17 protein-coding genes and 1 pseudogene are annotated in these 20,556 nt (G+C 39.7%); 2 read left to right on the top strand and 16 right to left on the bottom strand.

The annotated features are described in order from the left end of the window. Position 1 precedes the first annotated feature (1 nt). From AACL23_RS03320 to queE, 14 genes are all read right to left on the bottom strand, one after another. Positions 2 to 1,156 (bottom strand): CDP-glycerol--poly(glycerophosphate) glycerophosphotransferase, encoded by a 1,155-nt coding sequence (locus tag AACL23_RS03320; RefSeq protein ID WP_012737931.1) that lies wholly within the window; start codon positions 1,154 to 1,156, stop codon positions 2 to 4. A 55-nt stretch (positions 1,157 to 1,211) separates the two neighbouring features. Next, a complete protein-coding gene (locus tag AACL23_RS03315) occupies positions 1,212 to 1,406 on the bottom strand; it encodes a LicD family protein (RefSeq protein ID WP_200488459.1) in 195 nt (64 codons plus the stop codon). Positions 1,407 to 1,608: 202 nt separating this feature from the next. Beyond that, on the bottom strand, positions 1,609 to 2,118 hold the full coding sequence (locus AACL23_RS03310; RefSeq protein WP_339050130.1) for a hypothetical protein: 510 nt from the start codon (positions 2,116 to 2,118) through the stop codon (positions 1,609 to 1,611). Further along, positions 2,115 to 2,240: a hypothetical protein gene (locus AACL23_RS10200; RefSeq protein WP_157791393.1), complete on the bottom strand. Its 126-nt coding sequence runs from the start codon at positions 2,238 to 2,240 to the stop codon at positions 2,115 to 2,117. The genes AACL23_RS03310 and AACL23_RS10200 overlap by 4 nt, the downstream gene beginning before the upstream one ends. A gap of 567 nt (positions 2,241 to 2,807) precedes the next feature. Then, positions 2,808 to 3,215 (bottom strand): class I SAM-dependent methyltransferase, encoded by a 408-nt coding sequence (locus tag AACL23_RS03305; RefSeq protein ID WP_339050128.1) that lies wholly within the window; start codon positions 3,213 to 3,215, stop codon positions 2,808 to 2,810. Positions 3,216 to 3,233: 18 nt separating this feature from the next. Beyond that, positions 3,234 to 4,325 carry an aminotransferase class V-fold PLP-dependent enzyme gene (locus AACL23_RS03300; protein ID WP_339050126.1) on the bottom strand — a complete coding sequence of 364 codons (1,092 nt, stop codon included), beginning with the start codon at positions 4,323 to 4,325 and terminating at the stop codon, positions 3,234 to 3,236. Next, complete coding sequence (aepY, locus tag AACL23_RS03295; RefSeq protein WP_046493862.1) at positions 4,325 to 5,512, bottom strand: phosphonopyruvate decarboxylase; 1,188 nt, start codon at positions 5,510 to 5,512, stop codon at positions 4,325 to 4,327. Before aepY ends, AACL23_RS03300 begins: the two co-directional genes overlap by 1 nt. Beyond that, positions 5,509 to 7,230: a phosphoenolpyruvate mutase gene (gene aepX, locus AACL23_RS03290; RefSeq protein ID WP_339050122.1), complete on the bottom strand. Its 1,722-nt coding sequence runs from the start codon at positions 7,228 to 7,230 to the stop codon at positions 5,509 to 5,511. Before aepX ends, aepY begins: the two co-directional genes overlap by 4 nt. Beyond that, positions 7,230 to 7,994, bottom strand: coding sequence for an NTP transferase domain-containing protein (locus tag AACL23_RS03285; RefSeq protein WP_046493865.1), 765 nt, complete (start codon positions 7,992 to 7,994; stop codon positions 7,230 to 7,232). Before AACL23_RS03285 ends, aepX begins: the two co-directional genes overlap by 1 nt. 45 nt (positions 7,995 to 8,039) lie before the next feature. Beyond that, positions 8,040 to 9,491: a murein biosynthesis integral membrane protein MurJ gene (murJ, locus tag AACL23_RS03280; protein ID WP_234817448.1), complete on the bottom strand. Its 1,452-nt coding sequence runs from the start codon at positions 9,489 to 9,491 to the stop codon at positions 8,040 to 8,042. A 248-nt stretch (positions 9,492 to 9,739) separates the two neighbouring features. Next, positions 9,740 to 10,699: a ferrochelatase gene (gene hemH / locus AACL23_RS03275; protein WP_339050114.1), complete on the bottom strand. Its 960-nt coding sequence runs from the start codon at positions 10,697 to 10,699 to the stop codon at positions 9,740 to 9,742. Between the two features lie 154 nt (positions 10,700 to 10,853). Beyond that, entirely contained in the window at positions 10,854 to 11,813 is a 960-nt protein-coding gene (accA, locus tag AACL23_RS03270) for an acetyl-CoA carboxylase carboxyl transferase subunit alpha (RefSeq protein ID WP_044612432.1), read from the bottom strand. An 18-nt stretch (positions 11,814 to 11,831) separates the two neighbouring features. Then, complete coding sequence (dnaE, locus tag AACL23_RS03265; protein WP_339050112.1) at positions 11,832 to 15,314, bottom strand: DNA polymerase III subunit alpha; 3,483 nt, start codon at positions 15,312 to 15,314, stop codon at positions 11,832 to 11,834. A gap of 31 nt (positions 15,315 to 15,345) precedes the next feature. After that, a complete protein-coding gene (gene queE / locus AACL23_RS03260) occupies positions 15,346 to 16,017 on the bottom strand; it encodes a 7-carboxy-7-deazaguanine synthase QueE (RefSeq protein WP_100096016.1) in 672 nt (223 codons plus the stop codon). A gap of 176 nt (positions 16,018 to 16,193) precedes the next feature. Here queE and gpt point away from each other — a divergent pair. Beyond that, positions 16,194 to 16,665: pseudogene (gene gpt, locus AACL23_RS03255) on the top strand (xanthine phosphoribosyltransferase). A 106-nt stretch (positions 16,666 to 16,771) separates the two neighbouring features. Further along, on the top strand, positions 16,772 to 17,185 hold the full coding sequence (gene crl, locus AACL23_RS03250) for a sigma factor-binding protein Crl (RefSeq protein ID WP_012737944.1): 414 nt from the start codon (positions 16,772 to 16,774) through the stop codon (positions 17,183 to 17,185). 141 nt (positions 17,186 to 17,326) lie between these two features. Here the strand turns inward: crl and AACL23_RS03245 are convergent, their stop codons facing one another. Together AACL23_RS03245 and tilS are read right to left on the bottom strand one after the other, a co-directional pair. After that, the gene (locus AACL23_RS03245; protein ID WP_339050106.1) at positions 17,327 to 18,943 is read right to left on the bottom strand and encodes an NAD+ synthase; all 1,617 of its coding nucleotides are present in this window, start codon (positions 18,941 to 18,943) and stop codon (positions 17,327 to 17,329) included. A gap of 100 nt (positions 18,944 to 19,043) precedes the next feature. Further along, a complete protein-coding gene (tilS, locus tag AACL23_RS03240; protein WP_100096019.1) occupies positions 19,044 to 20,417 on the bottom strand; it encodes a tRNA lysidine(34) synthetase TilS in 1,374 nt (457 codons plus the stop codon). Positions 20,418 to 20,556 lie beyond the last annotated feature (139 nt).

Below are 20,556 nucleotides of genomic sequence, written 5' to 3'. Positions count from 1 at the left end.
CTTAATCCAAATTTTCAATAATAAATTTGTGTATTTTTTGACAACTTCCATATTTTATCTCATTAAAAAAATTATTAGTTTTATGTCTTTCAGTTTTATAATAGGATTCATCATCTAATAGTTTAGATATTTCATAGATAAATTCACTCTGACTTGTGGGTTTTGGACCAGGTGTAACATTTTGATAATCAAAGTTTAAACCCACGTTATTTTCGTACAATTTTAAATCGTACGGTAAGAATAAGACAGGTTTATTTAATATTAAAAAATCAAAATAAATGCTTGAATAATCCGTTACTAATAGATCAAATTTCGCTATGACATCCATCACTTCGTTACAAACATCTGATGAAAAATTTTTAATCCATTCTGAATTTTTTATCTCTATTTTTTGTAAATGATGTGGTCTTAAGCAAAGTAAAATATTGTTCTTTTTTAAGTACTCTTCAAGAATATCTTGATTAAAGTCTGAAAATGGAAAAAACTTAGTATCTTCACCAACCCAGTCATTACCGTAGAGTCCCACTCTCCATGTCGGAGCATATAAGATAATTCTTTCGTATTTGGGTAAATCAGAAATATAATCATTGATAGAATAATGGCTTACAAATAAGCTATCATTTCTTGGTTGCCCGAATGGCTTTATTTTTTTATCATTAATTAAGAAACTTTTTGAATAAATTGATGATAAATTTGAGCTCGTTGTAGAAAATAAATTATAATGTTTTGCAAACATTTTTAGGGTTAAAAAGATTCTTAATTTTTGTAAACCTGAGTACCCCATAATACCTACTTTTTTCAGAGGAATACCATGCCATAAATTAATTAAAATTCTAATCTTATGCCCAAATGGTGTTTTAAGAGGGAAACTACCATCTGTAACCCAAACTTTTGCATTTGATATTATTATTATATCTTTTATCTTTTTAGTTGTTAAAAATTTATCACCATATTTTAAAATAAGTTTTTTTCTTAATTTATCGTCATTTATAATATATCTGACATCAAAGATGTTCTTTTTGAGTGAATATTCAAACAATGCTTTAGAGTTGAATTTAATATTGTTTTTATCAAATGTAAAAATTACCAATTTTTTTTTGGGGCGATATAATAAAGGTAAAAAAAAGCAAAAAATATAATTAAATAGATATTTCATTATTCTATAGATTATGTGAACGTGGCTTAATCTAAATTAAGTAATAGCCATCAGTTTACTCGAACAGTAAGGTTAATATATCAATATCATCATCCCATGGTATAAATCCGCCATGTCTTTTGGCTCCTAATAATGTTCCGCTATCAATCCAATAATTAATATTGTGTTTATTACAAATCCGATCTATTTCTTTTAAACCTTCCAATAAAAGTAATTGTGCTTGTCGTAGTACTGATTTTTCTATTGTCATAAATTTTTATTCCAAATTTATATTATGTTTATTACTACATTTTCATAATAAAAAATGAATATATAATATTTCAGGTTTTTTATTTACAGCTTTATTTCCTATTTTCTGCAAGAAAATATGTTAATATGGAGTTTTTAGTTAGAATCATTAATATTAAAAAAATTTCCAATATCTAATTGATTTTCAAGTAAATATATTTTAACTAAATATATATCGTGAACTGTAGTACCGACGTTTTAACATATAATTCTTTCATGATATTTTTCTCTTTCCAAAAGCTGATACCATTCACTACATCACTAACTTCATGAGCTTTATTTTTAAAATTATAATAATATTTAAATCCACTTACATGAGAAAAATCATCAAAAAAAACTTTATTAAAAAATAAATCACAATTCATAAAACCTCGAATATGAATTGGAACCAAAAGACAACCTTCTTTAAAAGCATTATCTGGAGCAATGTTGCCATCAAAAAAAGTAACTGATGATATAATAATGTCGCTATTTAAAATACAGTCAAAGTATGTTTCACAAATTTGAAAGGTGACTATATGAGATTCAACTATTTTTTTGCAAAAAGTTATGAAATCATTATGTTGATTCTTGTTTTTATATATTAGAATATGTACATCCTTATTGATAAAGGTGTGCTTTATCATTTTTAAAACAGTGTAAGCTATATTGCCCAGCCCAATAAAAGAAATCACCTGGATATTTTTTTTGCAAAAAGCTTTATCGAATGTGTTGCTACTTTAGCAGTTCTCATCGTAGTAATGAAATTTGCGTCCATAATAGCCTTAATATCACCAGTATTAATATTATAGAGCATTATTTGGCCATTTATTAATGGTATTCTATCTGGAAACGATTAACTACTTTTATGCTCCCAAAATCGACATGTGGTAGTAGGCATGGTATAAAATTATAAAAGGAATCTTGATTAGGCTTCAAACTTGTTTTTGGCGATAATATTGATTGATTTTTATTGACTCAGAAATCCAAGAAAAAATTTTCTGCGACTGAATATTTATTGAAATTATATCTTTATTTGAAAGTAATTTCATATTTTTCTGATTCTTTAATCAAGAATAATAAAATGGATAAAATAAACATATTTTTTAAAAATTTTTTAAAACAAAATACATATATTTAGTATCTATCCTCTCCGTTTTTATATTTTGTAATATGAAATCATACTCAAGGACAAAAAAATATTTTGAAAAAATTTCAAGAAAATCACGAATTGTTCTATATTGGGTATTATAAAAATGATTTATCTTCATATCATGATCTTTTATAATGATTCTATTCTTTAAAGTAGACACACCTTCCTCTATAAAAAGATAGCCTTTATAATTTTTACTGATTTTTTTAAAGATTAAATCTAATTCTTTATCTAAAAAAACTGTAATAAAAATTGAATTAATACAAAATCCCTATTTTTTAAATAATTACTAATATTTAAAAAATTGTCGTTAATAAATTTTATTCTTTCATTTTTATTAACTAGTGAATTAGCTAACGCTATTTGTTGACTACTAAAATCGATCCCTACATAGTTTAAATTTAAGCGTGTCGCTAAACTGCAAGCATAGCCGGTTCCGCATCCCGGATTAATAATCCTAGATGCTTTAATATCATATGAATTGAAAATTTTCTTTAAAATTGCAAATTCATTATTTTCTCTTTCTTCAATTTCGGTATTATTAAAATGTATATTTAATGAATTTACTGAGGAATCATCATAAAAAGGCTTAACCTCTAATTTACTTACATCTTCATCATTACATGTTGTATATTTCATTAATGTATTATCTGTTGATTAATATATTTTTAGTTCATTTATTACTTTAGCTACGCCTTTCAACAGCCGATCGATATCAGCTGAATTCAGATCACCCATCGTAGAAATTCGAAATAGTGTTTTTGATAAATCCCTTTGTCCTGCATAAATCACAAAACCTTCTGCTTTCAATGCATCATGTAACTTGGCATACGTCAGCCCTATTGGTAAATGGTAGGCACGTAACACTACTGATGACTGAGAAATGGGTACGACTGGCTCAATTCCGAGAGCCTTCATCCCTATCAGTACCTGTTCGGACAGTGCTGAATAATTTTGGTAACGAGTTCTTCGGCCTCCCTGTTCCTCGAGTTCACACAGCGCTGCCGCTAGCGAATAATAGGCATGTATAGCAGGTGTGAACGGTGTATCGCGTTGATCTTGCAAATGAATCAATCGCTTAAGGTCAAGATAATAAGTACGACTGGTTGCCTGACAGATAGCAGTACGACGTACTACCACGAATGAAACCCCTGGCACAGCATGTAGACATTTGTTAGCCGTTGCCGCGATACCGATTAGGCTTTCGTCGGAGAAATTTAATTGCTCCGCACCGAAACTGCTGACCGCGTCGACAAGTAACTTAACGCCCCGTTCACAACATAATTTGCTTAGCGATGGCAAATCATTAAGCCGCCCTGTAGTAGTCTCGTGATGTACTACCGCTAAGTGACTGAAACGTTGATCTTTAAGTGTAGAATCAAGCTCCGAGGTAATCACATCGAGGTTAAGCCCCTGCATCCAATCTCCGACGATCCTTTTATACATAATACCGTATTGAGCAGAGATTTGTGCAATACGCTCACCATAGACACCATTTTCGACAATGAGCAAGCGACCTGTTTCAGGAACTAACCCCGCCAACATGCTTTCAACAGCCGCAGTACCTGAACCTGTTATTAATATCGCTGCCCATTGAGCCGGATCTAACTCATAAATTGCTAAAATCCGTTTTTTTATCTCATCTTGCAAATCAAAAAATTCGCTTTCACGATGACATAAATCAGGCTGCAACAAACTGTTACGTACATATTCCGTTAATGTTACAGGGCCAGGGTTTAGTAATAGCATTAGTTAGCTCCATTAACCGCAATATGTCGCATCAACCGTGTTTTTACATCAACAGGAGTCATAGAGGGACGGGGTAAATTTTTAGGCATGGCTATCCTTGTCAGGAGGCAGGCAAAACGGGGACCAGCTGAGGGTACTGAACTTAGCCAAGTATCGATTTCTTCAATATCATCCGTTTCAAGTGATGACGCATACCCACAGGCCGTAGCAACACCCGCAAATGAAAGATGAGGCGACACTGTTGCTTGCCCTCCAGTTGAGTTATGGACACCATTGTCAAGCAATAGATGCTGTATGTTCGATAAACCATAAGCACCCACAGTGGCGAATGCTCCCATCCGCATTAATGCTGCACCATCACCATCAAGTATCACCACTCTTAAATCCGGGCGTGCCAAAGCAAATCCGAGTGCTAACGGTACCACACAACCCATTGATCCGACCATATATAACTGGTTAGGTCGATCGTCGATGGCATACAATACCCGCCCACAAAATCCCGTTGATGCAAAAACCACTGTCGAAGCGGTTGGTGTTTTTTCAATTACTTTTTGTAAGGCTTGATATTGTGATGGCCTAAATATAGGCTCAAGGCCTCGCCATTTCGAAAATACACAGGAAGTTGTTTTATTAGTCGACACTACAGTCATACTGGATTTAAGCGGATAAGAGGCTACACTTCCCTTTTGCATGACTAACGCATAGGGTCGTCCCGTTTTGTCCATATGAGCTATCGATCTATCTAAGGCTGGGACTATGGCATCAGGCTCGGTGGGAAATAATTCCCAAGGGATCTCCATCTTTTCCAGTATTGCGGGTGTAATCGGCCCCATCAATGCATGCTGTGGCTCGTCAGCAACACCGGGTTGACCACGCCAGGTAACGATCAGTAACTGTGGCAAACGAAATGTCCAAGTCAACGAAGTTAAAGGACTGACTGCGTTACCCAGTCCTGAATTTTGCATCATCGCAATACCACGTCGGTGAGATAGCCCAGTTGCTCCGGAGAGTGCAACGCCAGCAATCAACGCAACAGCATCACCTTCATTAGCCACAGATACATAACGTAGAGATGGTTCCTGCAATACATAATTGATAAAAGGGGTTAGATAGGAGCAGGGCACACCAGCATACCAGTCAAAGCCCCTTTCGCGCGCTGCTTCAACAAATTGATGCGCTTCAATCATTGATCAATCTCCGGTTTGTATGACAAATTCTCTGTATTTTTTAGCGGTGTCTGTGCATTGGTGAAATCATTGAGATCATTCACACTACGCCAATGACCATGAATATAAAGCACTTCTATGGCCGCACCATCTGCAATCAACGCATTTAGTAGTTCTGGCATACCAAAGGTATTAAATTCAGGTTGCATACGTAGATTCGTTAACACAATCTTCAATCTGTTTAACCCTTTACCAGACACATTTAGTAGACCAATCCAGCGTCCTTGTACCAAAGGATCTTCATAAGGCATGGCGTTTAAATCGTTGGTGACATGTTTGAGTAGTACTTTTTGACCAAGCATTCCTCGATTATCTTTTTCAGTACAATAAACGAAGTTACGTACAGTACGATTGTCAGCACTTGTTTGTGATGAATCAACGACGACACAAAATTCAGCAGTATTTTCAAGCAAATCACGCAATACATAATGACGAAATAATAAATCACCATAGCAGATAGTAACTTCGCTGTTAATTTTATCGATGGCACAGGTTAGTGATACCAATTCACCGGTTGTTGCGTAATTTTGATTGACAACCAATCTAATCCCGGTATTATCGATGTTTTCCGCACGATAACCACCGACTACCGTGATGTCATTAATCCCCTCTTTTTTGAAGCCATCGACCAACCAACGTAATAATGATTTACCGGCAATCGGTAACATGACTTTTGGACGGTCATGAGTAATAGGCTCCAGTTCACGCGCCCCACGACTAGCAGCCAGCACAAGCCCCGCACGTGGGCTACTGGAAGCCGATAAATAAATTTTTTCGGCAGCAGTATATTCAGCAGCATTTTGCAAACGAAAAATTTCGTTAACAGAAGCAATGCGATCTTCTACATTGATCAACGTTTGAGTTTCGTAAATTTCTTTAACTACGCTTTGCATCGCAGAAACTGCTGAACGTACCGAATGGTTTGCCCAGATCACCGTACTAATACCGGCTTGACGAAATACATCGGTCGCTGTGCTGTAGTAGCGTGTTGGAACAATCACCAGTGGAGTGCCGCGATCGGCCCATTCACGGGCAAAAGCCACGATCTCATCTGATTTTGAGAGTTTACTGTGGATCAATATCGCATCAGCGCCAGCGAGCCGATAAGCTTCCGCACGGCGTAATGCTTCATCCATCCCCCAACCGGCAATTAAAGCTTCAACACGGGCAACGATAGAAAAATTTGAATCGGTTTGCGTGTCTTTGCCTGCTTTAATTTTTCCAACAAATTCTTCAATGTCGGCCAAAGGTTGGCGCTCTCCGTTAATGAAACTATTTGTTTTTGGAAATTGCTTATCTTCTATACAAACTCCAGCAACACCACGTTGCTCAAGCTTTCGTACCAAACGACGCATGTTATTAAAGTTGCCATAACCTGTGTCACCATCCAGTAAAATAGGTAGATTGCTTGCATCTACCATAAATTCAAGCATGTCAACTACTTGGGTCCAACTCACTTCATTGTTATCACGAACACCAAATTGTGCTGAAATCGACAGACCCGATGCCCAGATCCCACGAAAACCGGCTTCACGTACAATGCGAGCAGACAAACCGTTGTGGGCTTCCATAAGAAATTCAAGTTCATCACTTAACAACATTTGTCGTAATTGCGCACTATGAGTTAACGGAATTTTATTAGTAGAATCGATGGTATAAGAAGGGGAAACAGTACTCACTAAACAACTCCTAATAATGGTTTTAGCTGAGGCAAAATTTCATTTTTTGCGCGTATGATATCCTTAGGAAAATCAATTTCCATCCATGGAGCCCCTGTGATATCACGAACTTCAAATATATGATTGTATTCTTGTAATAAATCACGCACGGCTTCTTCATGAGGCATATGCGCACGGTTACTATCGATATACTCTCGCACAATAGTAGCAAAGCGCTGTGCTGCCGATTCATCAAAACGAAAGAAACCAACTGATTCGCCAACAGTGTCGTATTTTAGGTCAACTGATAGTTTCTTTCTTAATTCAACAGGAATCCCATCACGTATACAGAGCTTAACTGGCTCCTCACCCTCTTCAAAATTATAATCAATCAACAAACGGTTTGTTGATTGATTATTGGCTACCAAGGCACTTAAAATATCTATGTCGCACAACACATCGGCATCCATCAACAGCACATCACCTCCTCGAGTTACTGCATCTGTCACAGTATGAACAGTTAGCACGCTCCCGAGATCAAAAGATGAATTCACAAAAGTTTCGGGGGATGGCTGCCAATTTAGGCGTTTAATTTCAGCCTCAATTAATTCATGACGAAAACCAAGTGCAATAGTGACATCATAGACCCCCACACTTTTTAAAAGTATCAGGTGACGTTCAAGTAAAGTTTTACCATCAAATTGTAACAGGCATTTTGGTATTTGTTCCTGTTTAGGTTGCTGTAGACGTAGACCTCGACCTGCGGCAAGAATGACAGCCCGCATTAAAAATGCCTCCAATAATCACTTTCGGAGTAACACGAAAACATTTTATATAAATTCAAATTTTTTATAACGCCTTATCACAGCTATTATTAATACCCTTTCCTTCCCCTGATAAATCAAACCCGCTAGAAGTAACGTGAGGCCAATCAATAAAGCACAGCTGATTAATACAAAAATAGGGTGAGTAAAATATTGAGGTATCGATTGACACCCAAAATAAGCGAACACCAAGAATAATAGGAGCCAGCTTGACCACTTGAGAGCGCGCAAGAGGTCAAATTCATAACCTATTTTTCTTAATCCCTGTAAGCTCGCAAGCATCATAACCCAGTAGCTGATCGAGGTAGCGAGCGCGACGCCGAATATTCCCCAATGAAAGATGAAAAGAAAAACACTGTTGAGGATGACATTGGCAATGAGGCCCAGTAGGGTGCGCCATACCATTAAGCGAATTTTACGCTCCACTTGAAAAATTTGATCAAAGGGCTTGTTCAGAAAGAAAGGTAAGATCACACCACTATAAGCCATTAAGGCAATCGAAACACTTTCAGTGTCTGCGACCGTAAATAATCCCCGCTCTAATAGTAATGCCACTATGGCTTTGCCTGCCACTATCATCAATAGGGTTGCCCCAAAACCAACGTAAATGACCAGCGCTAACAGATCATCCATTTTTTTTACTCGTTCTTTTTTGTCTGATTGCTCGGCTATCACAGTGATAAAAGTATTCTCTAATCCCATCAGACTAGGGAGTACATAGGTGATGCTCACCGCATAAAATAACGCAGAGACCATGCCGACCGTTAAAAATGAAACAAATAGCTGATCTGTGAAGGTATAAAAATATTGCGTGCCTTGTAAAATCATCAGGCCCGGTGCTAGTACGAGTGATTGACGAACAATAAACGAGAAAGGATTACTGAGCGGGAGGACAAAACGCCATGTTCTGCATAAAAGGTATAAAAATGCTCCTGTGACTCCCATACTATAAGACCAGAATAAAACGTTAGGATAGTGATAAAAGCAGACAATACAAAGCATCGTTATCAGCGATAATAAAAATTCCCCTTGATACAAGGGCGAAAATTGTCGCACAGAGCGCAAAACAGCCCCCATATGTCGAAAGGGCACATATAAGATAATGGCCGGTAATAACCAAGGCAGAGACTGAGCCAGGAGTTTTTTTCTCTCCGGATTAAATCCTATGGGTAATAAGGATAATTGATGACTGAACAGATAAACCATGAAGGCTAACAGTAAAGATCCGAGAAAAATAAACGACATGTAACCAGAAGCGATTTTTTTAAATTCTTCTTTTTGTCCATTTTTCCAGGTTTTCACCATATGGGGGACCGACATAACATCTGCGATCTCGCCCCAGGAAAACACCAGAATACCCAACAATACCGTCGCCATAAAAAAAACATCAAGCTGTGTATTTAAACCGATCATGGCCGCTATGATGATGTGTTTTGTTAAGCCCGATAGTCTTGCCAACCCTCTCCAGAAAATGGAGGCGTTAATGGATTTGTGAAAAGACTCTTGTTTCATTCATTGAATTTTCAGTTTATTTAAAATTAAGTGATAAGGAGGATGCCATGAAAAATTTATCGCTTTTTTACATTCTTTAAACACGCTACCGCCCTTGGCGGTGAGCGACCAATGTAGCGGGGGTGTGACTGTAACAATGTTATTGTTCAAATTTATTATCAAAAAGTAACAATCGATTGATTGAAAAATGGCCGTTAACCCGAACTTACCAACTGCTCTAATAAGTCAATCTGCTCTGGAGAATCGTTCAGCGCCGGAATGTATTCGAATTTTTTGCCCCCGGCCTTCAAAAATATCTCTTTGTTTTGTTCTTTGATTTCTTCTAATGTTTCTAAACAATCAGCGGAAAACCCAGGGCAGAGTACTTGAATATGTTTGATGCCCTTAGCTGGCAAGCTTTTTAATGTTTTATCGGTGTATGGCGTTAACCAGGGCTCCCAGCCAAAGCGAGACTGATAGGTCATCATGATTTTATTGTTGTGTAACCCTAAAGCCGTGCTGAGTGCACGATATGTGTCTTCACAGCGCTTTGGGTAATCATCCCCCAAACGCACGTAACGTTGAGGAATACCATGAAAGGAAAGCAATAATTTATCGGGTTGGCCATGTTTTTCAAAATAACGTGCGACACTTTGTTTTAGTGCATTGATATAGGAAGGGTGCTGAGCATAATCACGAATAAAGTAAATTGAGGGTAAAGAACGATATTTTTTTAAAATGCCAGACACCGCATCCCAAACAGAACCGCAGGTGGTCGCAGAATATTGTGGATAAAGCGGCAATATCACCAGTTTTATGATCCCTTGAGTGATTAATCGGTTAATCGCGTCACCTAAAGAAGGAGAGCCATAGCTCATCGCCAATTCTACGGAGGCATCTGGTAAGCGTGCTGCCAATGCTTTTTGCTGGCGATGGCTATAAACCAATAGAGGGGAACCTTCAGGCATCCATATAGATTGATATAGTTTAGCCACTCGTCTAGAACGAAAGGGTAAAACGATGGCCCGCAAAAGTGGCCACCATAAAATAGGGGGAGTGTCTATTACCCTTCGATCACTGAGAAATTGTTTAAGATAGCGTTTAATAGCAGGAACAGTAGGGGCATCTGGAGTGCCTAGATTCACTAAAAGTACGCCAAGTTTACTTTTTACCACCCATTTTCCTCATGATATGAATCAGCTGCCTAAATTTCAGGGGCATACTATCTATCATCATAAATGATTGCAACAACAGTGATCAAAAAAGGCAGGTGCCTACGCACGAGGGCAGCTAGCTAACGGAGTTTGTTTGTCGCTGAGAGACAGGTTTTTAGCAATACCCGTAACTCATTAATTTTTCATACCTTCTATCAAGCAATTTCAAAGAATCAAACTGTTTCAAATATTCCAGATCTTTGATCAATCGCTCTTTGAGTGACTCCGCCATTGCTTTGGGATCACGGTGTGCACTTCCCAAAGGTTCAGGGAGCACGGTATCAATCATTTTTAATTCTTTCAGGCGATGCGCGGTGATCCCCATCGTTTCTGCTGCAACTGAGGCTTTATCGGCGCTTTTCCATAAAATAGACGCACAGCCTTCAGGCGAAATCACAGAATAAGTACTGTATTGCAACATATTCACCACATCACCTACAGCAATCGCCAAAGCACCGCCAGATCCTCCTTCACCAATAACCGTGCAAATGATAGGCGTTTTCAAACGTGACATTTCACGTAAATTTCGCGCGATGGCTTCAGACTGGCCCCTTTCTTCGGCGCCAACACCTGGGTAGGCTCCAGGCGTATCGATAAAAGTCAACAGGGGCAATCTAAAACGCTCAGCCATTTCCATCAAACGCAACGCTTTTCGATACCCTTCAGGAGAAGGCATCCCAAAATTACGTCGAATTTTTTCTTTGGTTTCTCTCCCTTTCTGATGACCTATCACCATGACGGGCTTTTGATTCAGGCGCGCAATGCCTCCAACAATCGCCTTATCATCACCATAATGACGATCCCCCGCTAATTCTTCAAAATCCGTGAAAATATGCTCAATATAATCAAGCGTATAAGGGCGATTCGGATGGCGAGCCAGTTGAGCAATTTGCCAGGCAGAAAGATGAGAAAAGATTTTATGCGTGAGCTGAATACTTTTATCACGCAATTTTTGGATCTCTTCGTCTAGATCAATATTGAGGGGGTTGTCTTGACGGTTAATGGCGGTTAAAGAATCGATTTTTGCTTCCAGCTCTACAATAGGCTGCTCAAAATCAAGAAAATTTAAATTCAAACTCATTATGTTCTCGTTTTAGTCAAATTCTAGTTGTACCTGCTGATGACCGATCAAATTACGTAAATCAATCAATAAGCGGTTGGTCGGTGTGATATGCCAATCAGTACCAAAACGTAATTTAGCAGAGGCATTTTTGCCTTGATAATAAAAATGTATTTTGACACTTCCTGAACGACAGGGCTCTAAAATGTCACGAAGTTTATCAAAAAATACTTTATTTACCTGTGTATGGCTGACTGAAATCGCAAGCGCCCGGACGTGTTTTTCACGGGCTTCACTGATGTCCATCAGTTCGTGGGCGGTCATTTTTAGTCCATTGTTAAAATCATCAAAACTGATCTGGCCTCTGGCAATTAGAATAAGGTCTTTTTGCAATAAATGCTGATATTTTTCGAATGCATCATTAAACAACATGATATCCAAATGTGCAGAACGATCATCAAGCTTACAGAGACCAATTCGCGCACCTCGTTTTGTGGTCATCACCTTTGCTGAGACCACAAATCCTGCCACAGTGACATTTTTACCCCTTGGAGTGGGGGAAAGATCCTGTAAACGGTTTGACCCTACATAGTGACGAATTTCTTTTAAATACTGAGTAATAGGATGCCCCGTTAAGTAGAGCCCTAAAGTTTCACGTTCTCCATCCAGAACCGTTTGCTGTTGCCATGGCGGTACCTGTGCGTAGGATTGCTCTATTTTTTTTGGATCCTGGGTAAGCACACCAAACATATCTGCTTGCCCAGTCAATTCGGCTTTAGCATGTTGTTCTGCGGCTTTGATTGCGTTCTGTAAGGCGTGCATTAATGCCGCTCTATGTGGGCCTAATTTATCCAGAGTCCCAGAGAAAATTAATTTTTCCAATACCCGACGATTTAATTTTTTAGTGGCTGTCCGCGCGCAGAAATCAAACAAATCTTTAAATTCCCCTCCTTGATCACGTGTTTCTAAGATACCTTCTATTGCACCTTCTCCGACCCCTTTAATGGCGCCCATCCCGTAGATAATTTTCCCCTGGGCGTTCACATGAAAGTGATAAAATCCACTGTTGATGTCTGGCGGTAACATTGTAAGCCTCATGCGGGCGCATTCATCCACCAGCCCTACTATTTTATCGGTGTTATCCATATCTGCCGTCATCACGGCGGCCATAAATTCAGCCGGATAATGTGTTTTGAGCCACAGTGTTTGATATGACAATAAAGCATAAGCAGCAGAATGTGATTTGTTAAACCCATAGCCGGCAAATTTTTCAACCAAATCAAAAATTTTAATGGCCAACTGACCATCAATCCCTTTTTCTTTGGCCCCATTTTCAAAAATAGATCGCTGTTTTGCCATCTCAACAGGGTCTTTTTTGCCCATGGCGCGCCTGAGTATATCCGCTTCCCCTAGAGAATAACCTGAAAGCACCTGAGCAATTTGCATGACTTGCTCTTGATATAAAATAATGCCGTACGTGGGTTCTAATACGGGCTGTAAGCAAGGATGTTGCCACTCAATATCAGGATAAGAAATGGCTTCACGCCCCTGTTTGCGATCAATAAAATTATCCACCATGCCCGATTGTAATGGGCCCGGACGAAATAAAGCGACCAGCGCGATGATGTCCTCAAAACAGTCAGGCTTTAAGCGTTTGATTAAATCCTTCATGCCTTTGGATTCAAGCTGAAAGATGGCGGTCGTTTCAGATCGCTGTAGCACCTCAAAGCTTTTTGGATCGTTGAGCGGAATCAAAGAGATATCAATAGGCTGTGCGCCTTGAGTGGTGATGCGTTGATTGATCATCTCAACGGCTTTGTGGATCACGGTCAAAGTACGTAAACCGAGAAAATCGAACTTCACCAATCCCACATATTCGATGTCATTTTTATCAAATTGCGTCACCGGGTTTTGGCCTTGAGAATCGCAATATAAAGGGGCAAAATCAGTCATTTTTGTCGGCGCGATCACCACGCCTCCTGCGTGTTTACCCGCATTACGAGTGACCCCTTCCAGCTTACGCGCCATATCTAGCAAACTTCGAACTTCTTCATCGGCTTCATAGGCTTTCGTTAATTCAGGCTCTGCCACAAACGCTTTTTCTAATGTCATCCCGAGATCGAAGGGGATTAATTTTGCGATCCTGTCAACGAAACTGTACGGATGGCCGAGCACTCGCCCCACATCACGTATTACCGCTTTGGCAGCCATGGTACCGAAAGTGATGATCTGTGAAACGGATTCTCGCCCGTACATGTCCGCGACATGTTCTATCACCGCATCCCGTTTTTCCATGCAAAAATCCACATCAAAATCAGGCAAAGAAATACGTTCAGGATTTAAAAAACGTTCAAAAAGCAAATCGAATTCAAGGGGATCAATATCTGTGATTTGAAGCGCATAGGCCACTAAAGAGCCAGCTCCAGAGCCTCGACCTGGGCCAACGGGAATGTGATTGTCTTTCGCCCATTGAATAAATTCCATCACAATCAAAAAATAGCCAGGGAAGCCCATTTCATTGATCACTTGAAGTTCCAACGCTAAACGCTGATCGTAGGCCCCGCGTTTTTGTTTGCGTATTTCAGGATCAGAGAAAAGAAAATCCAGGCGTTTTTCCAGCCCTTCTTGAGATCGCGCGATCAAAAAATCCTCTGTGCTCATCTTTCCTGTCGGGTATTTTGGGAAAAAATATTCCCCTAAACGAAGATTCAGATTACAGCGTTTTGCGATTTCAACACTGTTTGTTAAAGCTTCGGGGATATCTGAAAACAGTTCACACATGTCTTGTTCAGAACGCATAAATTGTTGTGGGCTATAATTTTGCGGGCGTTTGGGATCAGCTAAAGTAAAACCCGCATTAATAGCCACTCGAATTTCATGTGCATCGAAATCAGAGGGATCCATAAAACGAACATGATTCGTAGCGACAACAGGTATGCCATGTTTTTCTGCAATGTTGATCGCAGAATGGAGATAAGATTCTTCGTCTGCGCGCCCGGTACGGGTCAGCTCAATATAATAGTTATCAGGGAAATGTGTTTGATAAAAATGGAGGCATTGATCTATCTGACTTTGATTTTCTCTGAGAATGAATTGCCCGAGATCGCCCATTTTTGCTCCTGAAAGCAGAATGAGCCCTTCTTTGTGTTTGATAAGCCAATGGCGATCAATCACCGGCCCGAGAGAGCCATATCCTCGTTGATAGGCCGCAGATATTAACAGCGTGATATTGTGATAGCCCTCTTGATTGCGAGCCAATAGGGTGAGATGAGCAAAAGTATTCTCCAGGGCAGGGCTTTGAACATAAAAATCCGCGCCAATAATAGGTTTAATACCTACTTTATGGGCAGCCCCATAAAATTTAACCAAACCACAAAAATTACTAAAATCGGTGAGGGCAAGTGCAGGCATACCTAACGCTGCTGCTTTTTGCACCAAAGGCTTAATCTTGGTTAATCCATCTATCATGGAGTAATCGCTGTGCACACTCAAATGTATAAAACGAGGATCGGTCATCTCAACTTGATCTCAATAAAATTGAAAAGGTCTATTCAATACCTAAATATTTATGCATTTGTACGGATAAGCGCCAGTTACGCTCGATACAGGTGTCAATACAAAGTTGAGTCGCTGATTTTTTTTGGCTGACCGGCTGTAAACTGATGATTCTTTTTTTACAATCTTTTAAATTGCCGATTAAAGCATCCAACGTCTCAATGTCACGCTTTCGAGCAACCACATGCTTTAATTCATCCGCTCTCTCCAAAGCCTGATGCTGTATTTTGAACCCACCTCGCATATTGATTTTCGGGGAAACCGTCACCCAGCAAGAAGGGGTGCAGTGTACGAGATGAGTGCCACTGGTTTCAATTTGGCAAAAATAGCCTTCTTGTTCTAACAGTTGTGTTAAAGGTGTCAAATCATAGAGACAGGGTTCACCCCCTGTGATCACAACGTGAGAAGCTTGATATCCTTGTGCACGAATGACGGCCAATAGCTCCTGTTCGCCGCTATGACTCCAAAAATCATTCGCTGTTTTTTTTTGTAATATGGAGAATAAATCCACTTTCTGCTCGTTTTTTTTCTCCCAAGTGTGTTTAGTGTCGCACCAGCTACAACCCACAGGGCAACCTTGCAAACGAATAAAAATGGCTGGGATGCCATTGAAATAGCCTTCTCCTTGTAACGTCTGAAATATTTGATTAATAGGGTAAAGCATCAATTTCTCTCTTCATCACGACTCCTCTCTGAGTCTTTTAGAGTTTTCAGCGAGTGTCGTTCAATAATTTATCGATCAGTCGTTTGTTTCACGAAACCGGAATATTGTATTCTTTTTTTTAAATTCGATGTATCTCGCCTTAAAAGTTGATCATGCACAATAAGGGTTCAAATTTTATGACTAAAAAATATATTGTGACCCAGGAGAAACTCCAGGGACATACAACACGCAAACTGGCACAAAGTTTTCTGCCCTCAACGCAATGGAAAGGCATTATTGCTGTCAGCAGAGGAGGGCTCGTGCCTGCTACAATATTGGCTCGAGAATTAAATATCCGTTATGTAGAGACTCTGTGTATTGCGAGCTATGAGCATGATCGTCAAGGCAATTTAACTGTCATCAAAAAAGCACAGGAACAAAACCAGGGGGGAAGGCTTTCTCATCGTTGATGATTTGGTCGATACCGGAAAAACAGCGGCCATCATTCGTCAACTGTATCCTAAAGAATATTTCGTCGCTGTTTTTACTAAACCTATGGGTCAACCTCAAGTCTATCAATATATCATGAAGATTGAACAAGATACCTGGATAGAGCAACCATGGGATATGGATATTAAACTGAATTTTGTAGCACCTATCAGTGAATAGATCGTATTTTGAAAAAGCTTTCATCAATGAAATATATTTCATGAATGAGTTGATAAATTATAATGATTTGTTAAAAAGGGAGCTTAATCAATAAGGAGATTAAATAATGCCCTTAATTAACGCTCATCCAAAATGTAAATTAATGAAATGTTTTGCGGCTTTAGGGCCTTATTTACGTGAGAGTCAGTGTCAAAAAGATTATTTTTTTTTCGATTGTCTCGCTATCTGTGTCGATATCAAACTTGCCCCAGAAAAACGTCAATTTTGGGGATGGTGGTTGGAGCTTCGTCCTGAAGACAAATGTTTTATTTATACTTATCAATTTGGTTTATATACGCAAGACGAACAATGGATGGTTAAAAAGATTAAGGCCGCTGATATTCAGCAAAAACTTGAAACTACATTTATTGATTTTTATGAACGCCTCAATGAAATGCTGGCAAGCATCGACTGCGAATTAAGGCTTGAATCAAATATCAATGTTTTACCAAATATGACAAGACTTCTTGTGTCTCAATAAAACCTGTTTGCCTATGAAGTTTTTTTAAAAAGCCTGTTTTTACCAGTCGGCATATTCGCCATCTTCGTGCTGCATGAGCATGAAGGTGACGATCTGTGTTCGTATTCACAGCCAGTAGTGAGTCGATTTTAAAGAACGCGCTTATTTATTATATGAAAAACCAGAGGTAATAGGATAACGCCTGTCTTTGGAGAAATTTCGAGCGGTGATTCGTGGGCCCACAGGAGATTGGCGTCTTTTATATTCGTTTCGATCCACTAATGAAATCACGTGCCGAACTACCTCTTCTTCAAATCCTTCTTCTATCAGAGATACGACGGATCGATCGCGCTCAACATAGCCTTCAAGAATCGCATCAAGTATGGCATAAGGCGGTAAGCTGTCCGTATCAAGCTGATTGGGTTTAAGCTCCGCAGAAGGAGGTCTTGAGATCACTTTTTTCGGAATCACCTCAGACAGGGTATTGCGGTATTTTGCTAAAGAAAATACCCAGGTTTTCGGGACGTCTTTCAGCACATTAAAGCCCCCTGCCATATCTCCATAAAGCGTCGAATAACCGACTGCCGTTTCACTTTTATTGCTGGTGGTGAGCACAAGGTCGCCGAGCTGATTGGATAAACCCATCAGCAACATACCCCTGCAACGGGCCTGTAAGTTTTCTTTCGTGATGTCTTTGAGATCTTCTTTAAGGAGTCCTTTGAGGCTTGATAAAAACGCCTCAAACATCGGTTCGATAGACAACATTTCAAATGTGACGCCTAAATGTTTGGCTTGAGTTTGGGCATACATCACGCTGTCGCTTGGAGTATAACGTGACGGCATCATATAGGCCCGTACTTTGCTTTTCCCTAAGGCGTCTACAGCGATAGCCAATGTCAGTGCGGAGTCTATGCCCCCAGATAAACCCATCAAAACACCTTGAAAACCATTTTTTTGTACATAATCGCGCAGCGCCATCACCAATGCTTGATATTCTTCAGCAAAAGGCTCAGGCGGATTGACCTTTAGCGATTTTGTTTTGATCCGCGTCTCTGTCCATTCACATAAAAGAGTTTTTTCAGAAAAAGCGGGCAATTCAAGCACTGTTTCGCCTGTTTTATTCAATACTTGAGAACGCCCATCAAAAATCAGTTCGTCTTGCCCCCCCACCTGATTGAGATAGATCAATGGCAAATCAGTGCGAAGACAATGTTGTGAGAGCATATTTTGACGTCTTTGATATTTTTTTTGATCATAGGGTGAGGCATTAATAGATAACAATATTTCCGCCCCAGCCGCTTTAGCAGAATCCACAGGGCCTTCATGCCAAAGATCTTCACAAATCAGCAAGCCCAGACGGTAGCCTTTAAATGCCAGGATCTGAGTGGTTTTGCCTGAGCTGAAATAGCGTGCTTCATCAAATACACCGTGATTTGGAAGGCATTGTTTATAATAGCGCGCCAGGAGTTTCCCCTCGGAAAAAACAGACAACGCATTATACAGCCGATCTTTTTCTCGAAAAGGATGCCCTAACAAAAATGACACCTCGTGTGATGCTTTTTGCAAACGTAATAATTGAGTTTCACAGGAATGGTAAAAATCATCACGGAATAACCAATCTTCAGGGGGATAGCCTGACAAGGCGAGCTCGCTAAATAGCACTAAATCTGCTTGATTTTTTTGTTCTTGCAAGACATTTAATATGAGCTCCGTGTTGCCTTTGATGTCGCCCACGCAAAAATTCAGTTGTGCTAAAGCGATGGAAAGTGATCTACTCATATCAGTTGGGTGGCTCTTTAAAATTGTTCGTGTTGAGTGGATAGCACGATCATGGTTTATAAAATTCGGGGCGCATGAGAATAAAGATAGTCAAGCGCCCTCATGATTTGACCCATTCTAAATAACAGTGGGGTTCTCCTTGTTTTGCTTCTCCTTTTTGGGTTACAAAAACTTCTGCGGCGGCGATCAGTGTTTCGTTGAAGTACAGCAAAGGGATCCGTTTTCTTTCCCATGGTGGGATCCCAAGTTCTTGCCATAATTTTTTGCTATGTCGTGATCTGTCTCGACCCAGTATTTTGATGTTTCCTGTTAATCCAAAACGAATGCTGATCACTTCATTTTTTTGGGGTGCTCGTATCACTTGACCTTCGCTTCTGTAAGGAGTGCATTTTAGTTCTCCTAAATGATCCGGTAATACGAGTTTGTTCTCGCTCTCAGGCGTGAAAGGCCATTTTATCGAAAAAAGCGCGGGGCATGGTTGAGATTTTTTGCTTGATTTGAATAGATAAAGATGCTCGCGGAATCGTCGAATCTGATATTCCCCGCATTGCAAATAAGGCTGAGCATCCGATTTTGCCAAAGCCACTTCTTTCCAGAGCCGCGCTAATTGATCTCGTGAAGGCATAGGAACCTTTTTACTATCTAACCAACGGCGCAACAAAGCGTTGCGTTTCACTTCAGAACAGGCAGCTAATCCCTGGATGGAAAGCGTTCCTTCCTGGGATTGTAATTGGCAAAGTTGTTCAGAAAGTAATTCGTCGAGTAATGTTTCCTGCTCTGCAAATAGGGCCGCGCTTCGGGAGGTGGATTCAAGAAAATGAGGCCAACGCGCGGTTAATAAAGGCAAAATGTGCCGACGCAAAAAATTACGATCAAAGCGATCATTTTGATTGTCCTCGTCTTCCATCCATAAAATGCCTTTTTCCAGGGCGTAAAGTTGTAAACTGTGTCGAGAAAACGAAAGCTGGGGGCGTAATAACTGGCTTTGACCCAAAGGCATGGCGAGGGGCATCCCAGACAAACCAGCGGGGCCGCTGCCTCGTTTTAAGGCGAGCAGGACAGTCTCACACTGATCATTTTGATGATGTCCGGTCAACAAGACTTCATCTTTCTTTAATGCGTTCGAAAAAATCTGATAACGTACTGTTCTGGCAGCGGCTTCAATCCCTTTTCCTCTCGGATCTACCTCCATTTTGACTACTTCCAGGGGCACCTTCCATTGCTCGCATTGACTCTGGCAATGAGTTAATCGCTGATCGGCATCTTTAGACCAGTTTTCTGGGCGATGGATTAATTTTTCGTGGGTATGAATGGCTCTGATATTCAATTTAAGATGATTTTGATCACGCAAACTCAGCAGGCCATGCAACAAGACGGTGGAATCGAGTCCGCCACTAAAAGCCACTAAAAATTTATGGTGTTTTCCAAGATTTTTCAGAAGGGTAGTTAAAGAAAAAGAAGCCATTTTTTTCATACATTTGAAAATCTGGTGTCATAGTCTAGCACTTTTTGTACTCACTCTGGGCAAAAAATATATTGATGAAACCTGTGAGAATTCGTCTATTTAACCTCACAGGTGAAAGTATGATTATACACAACGCAGGCTTCTAAAA

The organism is Candidatus Williamhamiltonella endosymbiont of Tuberolachnus salignus (assembly GCF_964019775.1).
In the GTDB taxonomy this organism is placed as follows: domain Bacteria; phylum Pseudomonadota; class Gammaproteobacteria; order Enterobacterales; family Enterobacteriaceae; genus Hamiltonella; species Hamiltonella defendens.
This window is presented reverse-complemented; position numbering and strand designations above follow the sequence as displayed.

Coding starts and splice junctions, on each gene's coding strand:
- AACL23_RS03320 (WP_012737931.1), bottom strand. CDS start 1,156: ATGAAATATCTATTTAATTATATTTTTTGCTTTTTTTTACCTTTATTA.
- aepY (WP_046493862.1), bottom strand. CDS start 5,512: ATGATTGAAGCGCATCAATTTGTTGAAGCAGCGCGCGAAAGGGGCTTT.
- AACL23_RS03300 (WP_339050126.1), bottom strand. CDS start 4,325: ATGCTATTACTAAACCCTGGCCCTGTAACATTAACGGAATATGTACGT.
- AACL23_RS10200 (WP_157791393.1), bottom strand. CDS start 2,240: ATGCTCTATAATATTAATACTGGTGATATTAAGGCTATTATGGACGCA.
- tilS (WP_100096019.1), bottom strand. CDS start 20,417: ATGAAAAAAATGGCTTCTTTTTCTTTAACTACCCTTCTGAAAAATCTT.
- AACL23_RS03285 (WP_046493865.1), bottom strand. CDS start 7,994: ATGCGGGCTGTCATTCTTGCCGCAGGTCGAGGTCTACGTCTACAGCAA.
- AACL23_RS03305 (WP_339050128.1), bottom strand. CDS start 3,215: ATGAAATATACAACATGTAATGATGAAGATGTAAGTAAATTAGAGGTT.
- crl (WP_012737944.1), top strand. CDS start 16,772: ATGCCCTTAATTAACGCTCATCCAAAATGTAAATTAATGAAATGTTTT.
- AACL23_RS03245 (WP_339050106.1), bottom strand. CDS start 18,943: ATGAGTAGATCACTTTCCATCGCTTTAGCACAACTGAATTTTTGCGTG.
- dnaE (WP_339050112.1), bottom strand. CDS start 15,314: ATGACCGATCCTCGTTTTATACATTTGAGTGTGCACAGCGATTACTCC.
- queE (WP_100096016.1), bottom strand. CDS start 16,017: ATGCTTTACCCTATTAATCAAATATTTCAGACGTTACAAGGAGAAGGC.
- AACL23_RS03315 (WP_200488459.1), bottom strand. CDS start 1,406: ATGACAATAGAAAAATCAGTACTACGACAAGCACAATTACTTTTATTG.